The organism is Thiorhodococcus mannitoliphagus, assembly GCF_010915725.1.
In the GTDB taxonomy this organism is placed as follows: Bacteria; Pseudomonadota; Gammaproteobacteria; order Chromatiales; family Chromatiaceae; genus Thiorhodococcus; species Thiorhodococcus mannitoliphagus.
Genome location: NZ_JAAIJR010000004.1, coordinates 1 through 13,081, shown reverse-complemented (window position 1 = coordinate 13,081; position 13,081 = coordinate 1). Strand labels below are relative to the sequence as shown.

General features: G+C 62.4%; 14 protein-coding genes and 1 other RNA gene. 10 read left to right on the top strand and 5 right to left on the bottom strand.

Annotated elements, in window-relative coordinates; genetic code table 11:
• Positions 1–43: 43 nt before the first annotated feature.
• Positions 44–589, top strand: a complete 546-nt coding sequence (locus G3480_RS01750) for a hypothetical protein (protein WP_164651937.1) — start codon at positions 44–46, stop codon at positions 587–589.
• 153 nt (positions 590–742) lie between these two features.
• On the opposite strand, the gene G3480_RS01745 is transcribed toward G3480_RS01750, so the two are convergent.
• Positions 743–2,005, bottom strand: coding sequence for an MlaD family protein (locus G3480_RS01745; RefSeq protein ID WP_167752450.1), 1,263 nt, complete (start codon positions 2,003–2,005; stop codon positions 743–745).
• A 503-nt stretch (positions 2,006–2,508) separates the two neighbouring features.
• On the opposite strand from G3480_RS01745, the gene ffs reads away from it, so the two are divergent.
• The 8 genes from ffs to minE all read left to right on the top strand — a co-directional run bounded on the left by ffs (position 2,509) and on the right by minE (position 8,394).
• An RNA gene (gene ffs / locus G3480_RS01740) (signal recognition particle sRNA small type) lies at positions 2,509–2,605 on the top strand.
• A 173-nt stretch (positions 2,606–2,778) separates the two neighbouring features.
• Positions 2,779–4,482: a DNA polymerase III subunit gamma/tau gene (gene dnaX, locus G3480_RS01735; protein ID WP_164651935.1), complete on the top strand. Its 1,704-nt coding sequence runs from the start codon at positions 2,779–2,781 to the stop codon at positions 4,480–4,482.
• Between the two features lie 132 nt (positions 4,483–4,614).
• Positions 4,615–4,938, top strand: coding sequence for a YbaB/EbfC family nucleoid-associated protein (locus tag G3480_RS01730; RefSeq protein WP_164651933.1), 324 nt, complete (start codon positions 4,615–4,617; stop codon positions 4,936–4,938).
• Between the two features lie 18 nt (positions 4,939–4,956).
• Positions 4,957–5,553: a recombination mediator RecR gene (gene recR, locus G3480_RS01725; RefSeq protein ID WP_164651931.1), complete on the top strand. Its 597-nt coding sequence runs from the start codon at positions 4,957–4,959 to the stop codon at positions 5,551–5,553.
• A gap of 289 nt (positions 5,554–5,842) precedes the next feature.
• Complete coding sequence (locus tag G3480_RS01720) at positions 5,843–6,187, top strand: HIT domain-containing protein (protein ID WP_164651929.1); 345 nt, start codon at positions 5,843–5,845, stop codon at positions 6,185–6,187.
• A 263-nt stretch (positions 6,188–6,450) separates the two neighbouring features.
• Positions 6,451–7,257, top strand: a complete 807-nt coding sequence (minC, locus tag G3480_RS01715; RefSeq protein ID WP_164651927.1) for a septum site-determining protein MinC — start codon at positions 6,451–6,453, stop codon at positions 7,255–7,257.
• A 51-nt stretch (positions 7,258–7,308) separates the two neighbouring features.
• Complete coding sequence (minD, locus tag G3480_RS01710) at positions 7,309–8,118, top strand: septum site-determining protein MinD (RefSeq protein WP_164651926.1); 810 nt, start codon at positions 7,309–7,311, stop codon at positions 8,116–8,118.
• A 6-nt stretch (positions 8,119–8,124) separates the two neighbouring features.
• Positions 8,125–8,394, top strand: a complete 270-nt coding sequence (gene minE, locus G3480_RS01705) for a cell division topological specificity factor MinE (protein ID WP_164651925.1) — start codon at positions 8,125–8,127, stop codon at positions 8,392–8,394.
• A gap of 211 nt (positions 8,395–8,605) precedes the next feature.
• Here minE and dapE read toward each other — a convergent pair whose 3' ends face one another.
• From dapE to dapC, 4 genes are all read right to left on the bottom strand, one after another.
• Positions 8,606–9,742 (bottom strand): succinyl-diaminopimelate desuccinylase, encoded by a 1,137-nt coding sequence (dapE, locus tag G3480_RS01700; protein WP_164651924.1) that lies wholly within the window; start codon positions 9,740–9,742, stop codon positions 8,606–8,608.
• Positions 9,739–10,083 carry an ArsC family reductase gene (locus tag G3480_RS01695; protein WP_164651923.1) on the bottom strand — a complete coding sequence of 115 codons (345 nt, stop codon included), beginning with the start codon at positions 10,081–10,083 and terminating at the stop codon, positions 9,739–9,741. The genes dapE and G3480_RS01695 overlap by 4 nt, the downstream gene beginning before the upstream one ends.
• The gene (gene dapD / locus G3480_RS01690) at positions 10,083–10,904 is read right to left on the bottom strand and encodes a 2,3,4,5-tetrahydropyridine-2,6-dicarboxylate N-succinyltransferase (protein ID WP_164651922.1); all 822 of its coding nucleotides are present in this window, start codon (positions 10,902–10,904) and stop codon (positions 10,083–10,085) included. The genes G3480_RS01695 and dapD overlap by 1 nt, the downstream gene beginning before the upstream one ends.
• Positions 10,905–11,090: 186 nt before the next feature.
• Positions 11,091–12,302: a succinyldiaminopimelate transaminase gene (gene dapC / locus G3480_RS01685; RefSeq protein WP_164651921.1), complete on the bottom strand. Its 1,212-nt coding sequence runs from the start codon at positions 12,300–12,302 to the stop codon at positions 11,091–11,093.
• 113 nt (positions 12,303–12,415) lie between these two features.
• On the opposite strand from dapC, the gene G3480_RS01680 reads away from it, so the two are divergent.
• On the top strand, positions 12,416–12,790 hold the full coding sequence (locus G3480_RS01680) for a VOC family protein (protein WP_164651920.1): 375 nt from the start codon (positions 12,416–12,418) through the stop codon (positions 12,788–12,790).
• Positions 12,791–13,081: the final 291 nt, after the last annotated feature.

Sequence of the window (13,081 nt, the reverse complement as noted above, 5' to 3'; positions counted from 1 at the left end):
ACTTTTGCCCCGTTCGATCACGATGGCTAAGTGGAGAAAGCCTATGTTTCGACTGGTCGCCATTGCCGCCGCAGCGTCGTCCCTCATCGCTGGCTGCGCCTTCTTGCCGCCCAATCATCTGGGCGGGATCGCTACCAAGGTAACGCCCGGGGAGTATGGCGATCGGCTATGTCGGCATCTGGATCTGGAGGACTATGCCGGGTGCGTGAGCGAGGTGCTCGAGTATTTCGAGACCCCGCATCCAAACGATCTTCCGCCTGGCCACTCGACCTCCGGGCCGATTGCCGTGATGTTCGAGGAGGAGGTCTACACCGGGCACTATGATTCCGCGCCGCCCTTCGCCGCGAGTTTTCGCGTTTCCAATGGTGTCAATGCCTGCAGCGCGAGCTATAACGCCGGCGCTGATTCGCGGGACGCCTTGTTCGATGTCTATTGCAATGACGGGCGCAGCGGCTGGGCTGACATGATCCTGGCCATGGATGGGCGCAACGGAATCGGCAAGCTTGCCCTGGACGACGGATCGCAAGCGAACATCGTCTTCGGCTATCTCCCGCTCGGACAGGCTGAGCCTTACCCCTATCGGCCGTGAGTGCGCGAGCGCCGGGCGGTGCGTGCCCGGCGGACGCTGCGCACCCCTGGCTTAGACAGTGTCCATCAATTGTTTCCCGATGCGAGCGATGCCGCCCGAAATCCCCCCTAGCCCCCCTTTGCGAAAGGGGGGAAGTTGTTGATGGACAGTTCCTTAGCGCTGCTCGCGGCTTCTGAGCCGCTGCGTCAGCTGCTGGATCTCGCGCTGCATCTGGAGGTTCTCGAAGGGGCGCAGTGATGGGATCTGGCGATTCATGAGTCCCTCGAGCAGCTGCTGGCTTGATCTCACCAGCCCCACCAGCTCGCCGGAGACCCGTACCGTCTCGTAGGTATTCCAGGCGGCCGCGATGTCCTTCTCCAGTTCTAGGCGCGCCTTTTCAACCTGCTTTGCCTGGTCCTTCAGGTACTGGCGATAGACGCCGGCTGCCTGAATGGTGAGCTGTTGCGCCTCCAGGTTCGCGTTGAGCAGGTCCGCCTTCTCCGGGGCCTGCCGCAGCAGCGTCTCTGTGTCGCTCGCGAGCGCCTGCGCTTGATCGATAATGCCGTCGATCTGTGGTAGATAGCGCTCGCTGATCGCTGCTTCGATCTGCGCATGCATGCGGTCGAGCGATTTCAGAAGGACGACATAGAGGCCGTAGTAGCGCCGGGCGCTTTGCAGGTCCTCGCCGCTTTCCTCGACCAGCGCCTCGAGCTGCAGCGTGATGGTCTTGACGTTGTCGAAGAGGATACCGAGGTCCACCATGTTGTCACCGACCACGGTGGAGAGCAGAAACTCGAGCTGCTCGTCGCCGACGTCGAGTCCCAAGTTGCGCAGCTCTTGGCCGAACTGGCGCTTGAGCTGTCCGATCTCTTTGCTGGTGCGCTTGATGTCCGCCTCGCGTCTCGCGATGAGGTCGTCATAGTCGTCCACCGTCCTCTTGATGGTGGACTCCTCAGGCGCGGAAACGCGTTTCTGTCGATAGGTCGCGATGTCGGCGCGTGCGGCCAGGATCTCTTGCTGCAAGGACTGGATGCGCTCACGGTACTTGAGTGCCGGTGAGACGGTGAGGAGGTTCACAGTCTCGTCAAGCAAGGCTTGGATCTCCGCGCTGTTAGAGCGCTGATCCTGACCAAACCACGCCTTCTCGGGCAGTTCGGCCTGGCGCTCCTCCAGCGCCAAGGTATCCTCCAAGGTTGGTACGACGGAGTCCCAGACCTGGCCGAAGTCCTCGTTCTCCTGAAAGAGTCCGCGTGCATCCTGCATTGCCTGCTCGGCGAAATCGCGGGATTCACGCCACCAGTCGGTGGCGATGTCGCGCGTCTGTCCCCAGGCGCCACTTTGACTCGAGGCGGGGCTGTCTTGCGCTGACAGGGATGGAGGCAAGGCCATGGCGAGGCTGATGGTCAGTGGGATCGCGCAGCGAGTGAGTGAAGACATGGTGAGATTTGGCTGTTTGCGGGTCTTGGGGTGACTTGGCATGCGCATAGCTTGACGCGCTAGGGCCTGGTGTCAATGCGGGCGGGCTGCGCAATCTCAGGATCGAGAGGCGGCCCCGTCGCTTGTTGTCTTAGGACCGTGTCCATCAATTGTTTCCTGATAGGAGCGATGCCGTCCGAAATCCCCCCTAGCCCCCCTTTGCGAAAGGGGGGGAAGTTGTTGATGGACAGTTCCTTAGGATCGAGAGGCGGCCTCGTGGCTTGTTGTCCTAGGACCGTGTCCATCAATTGTTTTCTGATAGGAGCGATGCCGCCCGAAATCCCCCCTAGCCCCCTTTGCGAAAGGGGGGAAGTTGTTGATGGACGCTTTCTTAGCGCGTCCAGGCCGAGGTGGCTCGGGCGGCGTGGCGGCGTATTCGCGGCATTTGTTTTCGGCGGCGCTCTTTGTTAGTGTAGCCCGCTGCTCTCGGGGGTCGTTCCGAGGGCGCGCTTCATGGTGGCTTGCGCCGGTCCCCTCGCAACGTGAAGCCGTGAACCCGGTCAGGCCCGGAAGGGAGCAGCCGCAGCGGTTGAATCGTGTGCCGGGGTGTGGCTGGCGTCGGCCGCCGCCCCCATCTTCATGGGTGCGATGCCTGTCGAGTCGTGCCGATCCTGACCTCACCGCTTGCGATCATGTGCCGTTTTGGCCAGTTACATGGGTGGGGTCAGCCGCATCTGCTACACTCCCGCGCAATCTGAATCCTCAACATCACTTCCGGTCGATCTCAGTCGCGCATGTCTTATCAGGTGCTAGCCCGCAAATGGCGTCCTCGCGCGTTCGACGACATCGTCGGGCAGCAGCATGTGGTGCGGGCGCTGTCGAACGCGCTTGACCGGGACCAGCTCCACCACGCCTATCTCTTCACGGGCACGCGCGGAGTCGGCAAGACGACGCTTGCGCGCATCCTCTCCAAGGCGCTGAATTGCGAGCAGGGCGTCAGCTCGCGTCCATGCGGGGTTTGCTCCGCCTGCCAGGAGATCGACGGTGGGCGTTTCGTCGATCTGCTGGAGGTTGACGCGGCCTCGCGCACCAAGGTTGATCAGACGCGCGAGTTGCTGGACAACGTTCCCTACGCCCCAGCGCGGGCGCGCTTCAAGGTGTACCTCATCGACGAGGTCCACATGTTCTCCTCGCACAGCTTCAATGCCTTGCTGAAGACCCTTGAGGAGCCCCCGCCGCACGTCAAGTTTCTCTTGGCGACGACGGATCCGCAGAAGATCCCCGTGACCGTCCTGTCGCGCTGCCTTCAATTCAATCTGCGCCGGCTGCTGCCTGGCGAGATTCGTGATCGGCTCGAGGTCGTCCTCAAGGCCGAGGGGGTGGATTTCGATGCCGGTGGCTTGCCCTTGCTGGCGCGTGCGGCCGATGGCAGCATGCGCGACGCCCTGAGCTTGCTGGATCAGGCCATTGCCTTCAGCGGTGGGCGCGTCGCCGAGGATGAGGTCCGGGCGATGCTCGGGACCGTAAGCGGCGATCTTGCGCTGAATATCCTCGACGCGCTCGCGGCCTCCGATGGCGGGCGCATCCTGGAAGAGGTCGAGCGGGTTGCGGCCTTGACGCCGGATTTTCCCGAGCTGCTGCGCGAGCTGATCGCGCTCATGCATCGTCTCGCGCTCATCCAGCAGGTTCCCGCGATCTTGGCGTCTGATGATCCAGACCATGGGCGACTGGCCGCGCTCGCCGCCGCCATGCAACCGGAGGACCTGCAGCTCTACTACCAGGTCGCGCTCACGGGGCAGGCTGATCTCCCGCTGGCGCCGGATCCTCGCGCGGGGTTCGAAATGGTGCTGCTCAGGGCGCTGGCCTTTCGCCCGGCTGCTGTGCCTCCTGGCAAGGCGACTGCTGCGGTCTCACCAGGGGCCGCTGCCGGCAGCCCGGGGCCGAGTGGGCAGGTGGCCTCCATGGCGGAGCGGCGCTCGGCCGGCGGAGGCGTCCAGCGTCCGGCCCCTGGTGGCTCGGTCACGCCGGTGCGCCCGCTCGAGTCCGCGGCGCCGCATGCGCCTGAGGCTAAGGCGCCGGTCCCCGCAGCCAGGATGGCGCCGAGTCCGGCGATGCTGGACGCGGCTGGGTGGCAACAGCTCATGGCCCGGCTGCCGCTCGGCGGTATTGCAAGTCAGCTCGCCCACAATTGCGGATTCTTGGAGCTGGCGGGCGGCAAGCTCATGTTGACCTTGGATCCCGCCGCGCAGCACCTGCGTGTGCCGAGCGCCGAGTCGAGGCTCGAGTCGGCGCTTGCAGAGGCCCTCGGGGTGGCGGTCAAATTGGAAATCCAGGTGGCTCGTCCGCGGGAGGAGACACTGGCGCAACGTCGTGCCCGTGAGGCTGGAGAGCGGCAGGATGCCGCGGTGCAGGCGCTGGAGTCCGATCCGGTCGCTCAGGCGCTGCGAGATGACTTCGAGGCCGAGTGGGTGCCCGGAAGCATGCGTCCAGCAGACTGATGCCCGACCGCGGGGTCCTGTAGCAAAGACCGCATCAATGATCGAGAGCGCCGCTTCGGCTCGGAGCCGCTCCCAAAGTACAAGCGCACCCGTCCGCGGGCACTTGGTTATAACCTCATGAGGTAGGCTGAAATGAAAGCTGGACTTGGCGGCTTGCTCAAGCAAGCCCAGAAGATGCAAGAAGACATGAAGCAGGCGCAGGAGCGCCTGGCGCAGGAAGAAGTCACTGGCGAGGCCGGCGGCGGCATGGTCAAGGTCACCATGACCGGTCAGCATCAGGTCAAAGCCGTCGAGATCGACCCGTCGCTCATGGGCGATGACAAGGAGATGCTCGAGGACCTGATCGCGGCCGCAACTAATGCAGCGGTTCAGCGTATCGCCGAGAAGGTCAAGGAGAACATGACGGAGCTGACCTCAGGTCTGCCGTTGCCGCCCGGAATGAAGCTCCCCTTCTAAAGGCGCCAAGCACGGATCATGGCCGAGCGCTCGCTGCTGAATCAGCTGATCGATGCCTTGCGTTGTCTGCCGGGCGTCGGTCCTAAGTCAGCACAGCGGATCGCCTTTCACCTGCTGGAGCGCGATCGCGAGGGGGGCGCGCGGCTCGCGCGCGTGATGGCAGCGGCTATGACAGGGATCCGTCGCTGTCAACGCTGCCGCACCTTCACCGAGAACGACCTCTGCGGGATCTGCGCCAGTACCAAGCGCGAGACAGGCAGTCTCTGCGTCGTCGAGCAGCCCTCCGAGGTGGTTGCGATCGAGCAGGCAACCGATTTTAGGGGGCTTTATTTCGTGCTCGGCGGGCGGCTGTCGCCGCTGGATGGCATCGGGCCGGATGCCCTCGGGCTCGACCACCTGGAGCGCCGTCTCTGCGAGGAGTCGATCGCCGAGATCATCCTGGCGATCAGCCCCACCGTAGAGGGCAGTGCGACCGCGCAGTTCATCGCTGACTGCGCAGCGCGACAGGGCGTGAAGGTGTCGCGCATCGCGCATGGCGTGCCGCTTGGCGGTGAGCTGGAGTATCTGGATGGGGGAACGCTCGCCTTGGCCTTCGCGGGGCGGCGCGACCTCTGATCCGCCGGTGGTGTCAAGCGGCGGACCTAAGTAACTGTCCAGAAACTACTTCCCGATTTGTTCGGTACCGTGTTTCCGCAAAGCGGGAAGTAGAATGTGGACGTCTGCTAAGAAAGCGTCCATCAACAACTTCCCCCCTTTCGCAAAGGGGGGCTAGGGGGGATTTCGGGCGGCATCGCTCGCATCGGGAAACAATTGCTGGACACTTGCTAAGCGGGCTGGGTGCGGCTGACTTTGCGAAGCCGTTTCGTGGCAGCGCCTCGCGGCGAGTCAATGGGGGAAGCGTTAAGTGTCAGACACGATTTTCGGGAAGATCGCTTCGGGCGAGATGTCTGCGGACATTGTCTATGAAGACGACGATGTCGTTGCCTTCCGCGACATCAGCCCTCAAGCGCCAACGCATGTTCTGGTCATTCCGCGCAAGCCGATTCCAACGCTGAACGATGCGGCGCCAGAGGACGCGGAACTCCTCGGCAAGCTGCTACTTGCCGCTGCGAAGGTCGCCGCGGCCGAGGGAATCGCTGAAGGCGGTTATCGAACCATCGTCAACTGCAATGCGGGAGCCGGTCAAACGGTGTTCCATCTTCACCTCCACGTGCTCGGTGGTCGGCCGATGCAGTGGCCTCCGGGGTAAACGCAGCAGTGAATGGGTTTGCGACTCGATAACCTGGTCTCTGAGTTGCTCTATAAGAGATCCAAGTAGGCAAGAGATGCACATAGGCCGGCATTGGCTCGGAGACTGCCGTCTGGGCAGCGAGTGGTTATCTCGTCGCCACTATTCTGAAGCGCCGGCTCGGGTTAGCATTGCACCCTGAGTCGCAGATCCATCGCGAGATGCTGGATAAATCCGACGACAACAGGAGAGAAGGGGGCGCCGTCGCCCAGATCAAACCCAACATGGCAGTGAAATCGAGCCCTCAAAAAAACGACGCGGATGGATCCAGGTCCTTCGAGCTAAAGGCGGCGAGCTTTACGCTGCCCATCATTCGCCTGGTGGACAATAATGTCGAAGCCGTCGCGGCGCGCCTCGGCAAGAAGGTTGAAAAGGCCCCTGATTTCTTTCGTAACACGCCTGTGGTCATCGACCTCAGCGAGCTTGAAGAGTCTGGCTCTGGCGGGGCTGACCTGCCCCTGCTGGTCGGTCTGCTACGCGGTTACGGCATGATTCCCTTCGGGGTGCGCGGTGGCAGCAAGGCGCAGAATGCGGCTGCCGAGGCCTTGGAGCTTGCCGTCTTGAGGGAGTCCTACGTCAAGCGGGATCGGCCCAAGGAGGACGAGCCGGCTGAGGCCGAGCCCAGAATCGAGGCGGGTGTTTCCGCGGAGTCGACGTCAGCGAGGAGATCCGCAGGCGGTGAGGACCAGGCAAGACGCTCCAAGCCGGGTTTCTTGCTCATCACCAAGCCAGTCCGATCCGGTCAGCGCGTCTATGCGGCGGGCGGCGATCTCTCCATTACAGCCGCTGTGAGTTCGGGTGCCGAGCTCATGGCGGACGGCAACATTCACGTCTATGGGCCGCTGCGCGGGCGCGCCTTGGCCGGTATGAGCGGTAATTTGGAGGCGCGCATCTTCTGTCAGGATCTCCAGGCGGAGCTTGTCTCCATCGCCGGTCACTATCGCGTCAGCGAGAACATTCCAACCGAAATGCGCGGGGTCCCCGTCCAGATTTTCCTGGACCAGAAGGTGCTCCGCATCGAAAAACTTTGATGGTCTGCAGAGCCAGGACATGGAACAGATCCCTTTAAGGAGGGTGTGACTTTGGCGAGAATTATCGTGATTACCTCTGGCAAAGGCGGCGTCGGTAAGACGACGACGTCGGCCGCCCTTGCGATGGGGCTGGCTCAGAGGGGCAAGCGCACGGTGGTCATCGACTTCGACGTGGGTCTGCGTAATTTGGACCTCATCATGGGCTGCGAGCGACGCGTCGTCTATGACTTCATCAACGTCATCAACGGTGAGGCCAATCTCAATCAGGCGCTCATCCGCGACAAGCGCTGCGACCACCTCTATGTTTTGCCTGCGTCACAGACGCGGGACAAGGATGCCTTGACCAAAGAGGGCGTTGAGCGCGTCCTGACGCAACTCTCGGAAGACTATGATTTCGTCGTTTGTGACTCTCCGGCGGGTATCGAGCATGGTGCCAACATGGCCATGTACTTTGCCGACGATGCCGTCGTGGTGACCAACCCCGAGGTCTCCTCGGTGCGGGACTCCGACCGCATGCTTGGGATCCTCTCTAGTCGGTCGCGTCGCGCGGAGAATGGTGACGAGCCGATCCGCGAGTATCTGCTTCTGACGCGCTATGATCCGCAGCGCGTGGCCAACGGCGAGATGCTGAGCGTCGACGATGTGCAGGAGATCCTCTCGCTTCATCTCTTAGGGGTCGTGCCCGAGTCGAAGGCCGTGCTCAACGCATCGAATGCTGGTGTGCCCGTCATTCTCGACCGCGAGAGCGACGCTGGGCAGGCCTACAATGACATGGTGTCGCGCTACTTGGGTGAGGATGTGCCGCACCGTTTCCTCAACCCTGAAAAGAAAGGCTTTCTGAGCCGCTTGTTCAAGGGGTGACCATCGATGGGCTTGCTCGATTATTTTATCTCGTCGCGCTCGAAGGGGACGGCGAATGTTGCCAAGGAGCGCCTTCAGATCTTGGTTGCGCACGATCGCGCTGCCCGCGATCAACCTTCCTATCTGCCGCAGCTGCAGGAGGAGATCCTCGCCGTCATTCGCAAATACGTGGATGTCGACCTGAGTGCGGTGTCCGTGAACTATGAGCAGGAGGACTCGCACGAGGTTCTGGAGCTGAACATCGTGCTGCCGGATACGATACACCAGCGAGCCTGATCAGGGGTTTGCTTGCCTCGGGCTTTGCGGGCTGGGTGCGACTTCGCGTACTTAGAAAATGCCCATCAATTGTTTCCCGATGCGAGCGATGCCGCCCGAAATCCCCCCTGGCCCCCCTTTGCGAAAGGGGGGAAGTTGTTGATGCGCACTTCCTTAGCTCTCCGCGGTGGGGTCACCTCGATCCTCAAGGAGCCGCAGTTCCCAAGACGCCTCAGTCCCCAAGGAGCAGGTGCTCGAGGATGCGCTGGTACATCCGTGAGAGCTGGTCGAGTTCTGCGACGCCCACGCACTCATCGACTTGATGGATAGTGGCGTTGATGGGGCCAAGCTCGACCACCTGGGCACCCGTGGGCGCGATGAAGCGACCATCCGATGTCCCTCCCGCCGTCGATAGCGCTGTCTCCACGCCATTGACTTCAGCGATTGCGCGTCTCACGGCCTCGACCAAGTCTCCCACAGGTGTGACGAAGGGATTGCCGGAAAGGCGCCAGCGGATGTCGTAGTGGAAGTCCCCTCGATCCAGGATGGTTGTGACCCTGGATTTGATGCTGTCCGGGTCTAGTTCGGTCGAGAAGCGCAGATTGAATTGCGCCTCTAGATGCCCCGGGATCACATTGTCGGCGCCCGTTCCCATGTTGAGGTTCGCGATCTGGAAGCTGGTCGCAGGGAAATAGTCGTTTCCCTCGTCCCAGACTTCGGCGCAGAGTGCGGCGAGTGCCTCGGCGCTTGCGTGAAATGGGTTCTTGGCGAGCTGCGGATAAGCGACATGGCCTTGCTTGCCGTGGATCTTCAGCCAGCCCGATAGACTGCCGCGCCGACCGTTCTTGATCGAATCCCCAAGCTTGGCCTGACTCGAAGGTTCGCCTACCAGGGCATAGTCGATCTGCTCGCCGCGCTGTTGCAAACGCTCGACGACCTTGACCGTGCCATCGACGGAAGGGCCTTCTTCATCACTGGTCATCAGAAAGGCGATCGAGCCGCAGTGATTGGGATGCTCGGCGAGGAATGACTCGACTGCGGTGACCATGGCCGCGATCGAGCCCTTCATATCGGCGGCGCCACGTCCAAACAGCTGGCCGTCTCGAATCACGGGCGCGAAGGGGTCGGATGTCCACTCATCCAGGGGGCCGGTTGGCACGACGTCGGTATGGCCGGCGAAGCAGAGGAGCGGGGCGCTGTCTCCGCGCCGCGCCCAGAGGTTGTTGACCTCGCCGAAGGGCATTGGCTCGATGGTGAAACCAAGCCTTTGCAGCCGCGCGGCAATGAGGTCCTGACAGCCGGCATCCTCGGGTGTGACCGAGGGCCGTGAGATGAGGTCGCAAGCCAGCTCAAGTGTCGCAGAGGTCATGCGAGCAGCTCCTCGTATTCGGCCTCGGAAAAGCCCAGGTGCCGCTTGGTGCCCGTGTCCAGCAGGGGGCGGCGGATGATGGCGGGGGCGTCCAGCATGAGCTTGATGGCAGTTGCCTCGTCGATGCCTTCTCGAGTGCTCTCCGGCAGCTTGCGCCAAGTGGTGCCGCGACGGTTCAGCAGCGCCTCCCAACCCAGCTCTGCCACCCAGGCGCGCAGCTGCTGCTCGTCAAGGCCGGCTTTCTTGTAGTCATGGAAGGCGTAATCGATGTTCCTGGCTTCCAGCCAGGCGCGCGCCTTCTTGACCGTCCCGCAGTTGGGGATGCCGTAAAGGGTAGGCATCAGATGTCGCGCAGCAGCTCGTTGATGCCGACCTTGCCGCGAGTCTTCTCGTCGACCTGCTTGATGATGACGGCGCAATAGAGGCTGTGGCTCCCGTCCTTGGCGGGCAGGTTGCCAGGGACCACGACGGCGCCCGGAGGCACGCGCCCGAACAGGGTCTCACCCGTTACCCGGTTGTAGATCTTGGTGCTCTGACCGATGTAGACGCCCATGGAAATCACGGCGCCCTCGCCGACGATGACGCCTTCGACGATCTCGGAGCGCGCGCCGATGAAGCAGTTGTCCTCAATGATGGTCGGTGCCGCCTGCACCGGCTCGAGGACGCCGCCGATCCCAACGCCGCCGGAGAGGTGGACGTTCTTGCCGATCTGGGCGCAGGACCCGACCGTCGCCCAAGTGTCGACCATGGTGCCGGAGTCGACATAGGCGCCAATGTTGACATAGGAGGGCATGAGCACGCAGCTGGGGGCAATGTAGGAGCCTCTGCGCGCTGTGGCCGGCGGCACGACGCGCACGCCGCTCTCGCGGAGTTCGCGTGAGCTGGTATCGGCGTACTTCGAGGGCACCTTGTCGTAATAGTTGGTGAAACCGCCCTTGATAAAGGCGTTGTCCTCAATGCGGAAGGACAGCAGCACGGCCTTCTTGACCCACTCGTGGACCACCCAATCGCCATCCTGCTTCTCGGCGACGCGAAGCTGTCCCTTGTCGAGCTGTTCGATGGTGTCCTGGACGGCGTCGCGAACGTGTGTCTCGACGGAGCGGGGCGTAATCTCCGCGCGTCTCTCGAAGGCTTCGGTGATGATGCTCTGATGATCAGTCATGACTTGCTCTACCTGTAAAGTAATGCTCGCTGTAATGTGGTGCTTGCTGCAATTTGATGCTTGCTGCAATTTGATGCTTGCGGTCGATTTGGTTTGACAGGCATCGGTTGGGCTTCGCCTTTCCTGCGGCCTTGCGATCTGCACTTCCGCTCTGGGTGAGCGATCTTGGCTCGGGGTTGACCATTGCTATAAGCGTTCGATGAGGCGCCGGATGCGCTTGGCGGCATCGACGCATTCATCCAGGGGCGGGACGAGTGCGATGCGGACTCGGTTCGTTCCAGGGCTTGCGCCGTCGATCTCGCGCGCGAGGAAGCTTCCAGGGAGCACGGTGAGGTGCTCCTCCGCATAGAGGCGCCGGGCGAATTCGGTGTCGGAGATTGGCGTCTCGGGCCATAGATAGAAACCGGCCCCGCGCGGACCGAGGTCCATCGCGTCTCCAAGGATCTCTTCCATAGCAGCCAGCTTGTCGCGATACAGCTGACGGTTGGTGCGCACGTGCTCCTCGTCCTGCCAGGCGGCGATGCTTCCCCGCTGCACGGGCAGCGACATGGCGCAGCCGTGATAGGTGCGGTAGCTGAGGAATCCCTCGATGAGGCGCGCGTCACCGGCGACGAATCCAGATCTCAGCCCAGGCGCATTGGAGCGCTTGGAGAGGCTGTGAAAAACCATGCAGCGGCTGAAGTCTAGATTGCCGGCGGCGGCTGCGGCCTGCAGCAGGCCAGGTGGCGGCCGCGACTCATGGTGATAGATCTCGGAGTAGCACTCGTCGGATGCGATGACGAAGTCGTGCCGATGCGCCAGCTCGATGAGTTGTATGAAGGTTTCTTGGCTGAAGACCGCCCCGGTCGGGTTGCCTGGGGAGCAGATATAGAGCACCTGACAACGCTCCCAGGTCGCTGTATCCACGGCCTCGAAATCCGGGACGAAATCATTCTCTTTCAGGCAGGCGAGGTATCTCGGCTCCGCCCCGGCGAGCAGGGCTGCGCCCTCGTAGATCTGGTAGCAGGGGTTTGGCATCAGCACCAGGGGTTTGCGACTGCGGTCGACGACCGCCTGGGCGAAGGAGAAGAGTGCCTCCCGAGTGCCGTTCACCGGCAGGATCTGGTGCTCAGGGTCGATGCCGAGCCTGGTTGCCCCTTCGGCGGCAAGGTGAAAGCGACGACTCAGCCAGCTGGCGATGGTCTCGCGGAGTTCCTGGGTGCCGCGCGTCGTCGGATAGACTGCCAGCTGGTGCAGGTGCGTGATGACGGCGTCCGAGATGAGGCTCGGTGTCGGGTGCTTTGGCTCTCCGATATAGAGTGCGATGTGGTCAAGGTGGTTTGGTGGCTCGATGTCACGCTTGAGTGCGTGGAGCTTTTCGAACGGGTAGGGCTGCAGGAGGCCCAAGTCGGGATTCATTGCGTGGCAGGCCTATCAGAGAGGAGTCGGTCGCGCTCAGGGCGCGCCTTCCAGGCAAAGTCGTCTAGTATAGGGCAAGGGGCAGGTTGGCTCCATGCCGAGCGGAGGGCTCGATGCAACTCGTTCAGGACATTCATCATGTGAGCTTGATCGTTGCCGATACGGCCGAGTCGCTGCAGTTCTACGTTGGTGTGCTCGGGCTGCGGGTTCGCGACGACAGACCCGATCTCGCCTTCCCGGGTGCCTGGCTATCCGTGGGCGAGCGCCAGATCCATCTGCTGGAGTTGCCGAATCCCGACCCGGTCGACGGTCGACCGCTCCACGGCGGCCGTGATCGCCATCTCGCCATGGTCGTCAGCTCCGTCGACGACTTGGTTGCGCGTCTCGAGGCCGCCGGGCTTCCCTTTACCCGCAGCCGCTCCGGGCGCAGGGCGGTGTTCTGCCGTGATCCGGATGGCAATGGGCTGGAGCTGATCGAGGCGGCATGATCCGATCTGCGGCGTCTTGCGCGCGCTCGCTGATGGCAATCGCCTAAGAGGCTGTCTGGAAATCATCGTAGAGGCCCCGAGGATCCTTGAGGGCGCAAAATGCTCGCAGATGAGTCAAATTTCGATGACGCGTCCGACCATCCAAGGCCGTCGGGATCGGGATCCCGATGGCATGACTTGTCGGTCTGAGGCGAAGCCTCCCTAGTGCAACTGTGCGAAAGTCCCGAGACCGTCTCAGGTCGTTGTCGTTGTCGTAATCGAATATTCGCCATGTCGAGACCACGATTACGA

What these genes read in the sequence shown, in the direction of transcription:
- G3480_RS01750 (WP_164651937.1), top strand. Translation starts at nt 44, where the DNA reads ATGTTTCGACTGGTCGCCATTGCCGCCGCAGCGTCGTCCCTCATCGCT.
- G3480_RS01745 (WP_167752450.1), bottom strand. Translation starts at nt 2,005, where the DNA reads ATGTCTTCACTCACTCGCTGCGCGATCCCACTGACCATCAGCCTCGCC.
- dnaX (WP_164651935.1), top strand. Translation starts at nt 2,779, where the DNA reads ATGTCTTATCAGGTGCTAGCCCGCAAATGGCGTCCTCGCGCGTTCGAC.
- G3480_RS01730 (WP_164651933.1), top strand. Translation starts at nt 4,615, where the DNA reads ATGAAAGCTGGACTTGGCGGCTTGCTCAAGCAAGCCCAGAAGATGCAA.
- recR (WP_164651931.1), top strand. Translation starts at nt 4,957, where the DNA reads ATGGCCGAGCGCTCGCTGCTGAATCAGCTGATCGATGCCTTGCGTTGT.
- minC (WP_164651927.1), top strand. Translation starts at nt 6,451, where the DNA reads ATGGCAGTGAAATCGAGCCCTCAAAAAAACGACGCGGATGGATCCAGG.
- minE (WP_164651925.1), top strand. Translation starts at nt 8,125, where the DNA reads ATGGGCTTGCTCGATTATTTTATCTCGTCGCGCTCGAAGGGGACGGCG.
- dapE (WP_164651924.1), bottom strand. Translation starts at nt 9,742, where the DNA reads ATGACCTCTGCGACACTTGAGCTGGCTTGCGACCTCATCTCACGGCCC.
- G3480_RS01695 (WP_164651923.1), bottom strand. Translation starts at nt 10,083, where the DNA reads ATGCCTACCCTTTACGGCATCCCCAACTGCGGGACGGTCAAGAAGGCG.
- dapD (WP_164651922.1), bottom strand. Translation starts at nt 10,904, where the DNA reads ATGACTGATCATCAGAGCATCATCACCGAAGCCTTCGAGAGACGCGCG.
- dapC (WP_164651921.1), bottom strand. Translation starts at nt 12,302, where the DNA reads ATGAATCCCGACTTGGGCCTCCTGCAGCCCTACCCGTTCGAAAAGCTC.
- G3480_RS01680 (WP_164651920.1), top strand. Translation starts at nt 12,416, where the DNA reads ATGCAACTCGTTCAGGACATTCATCATGTGAGCTTGATCGTTGCCGAT.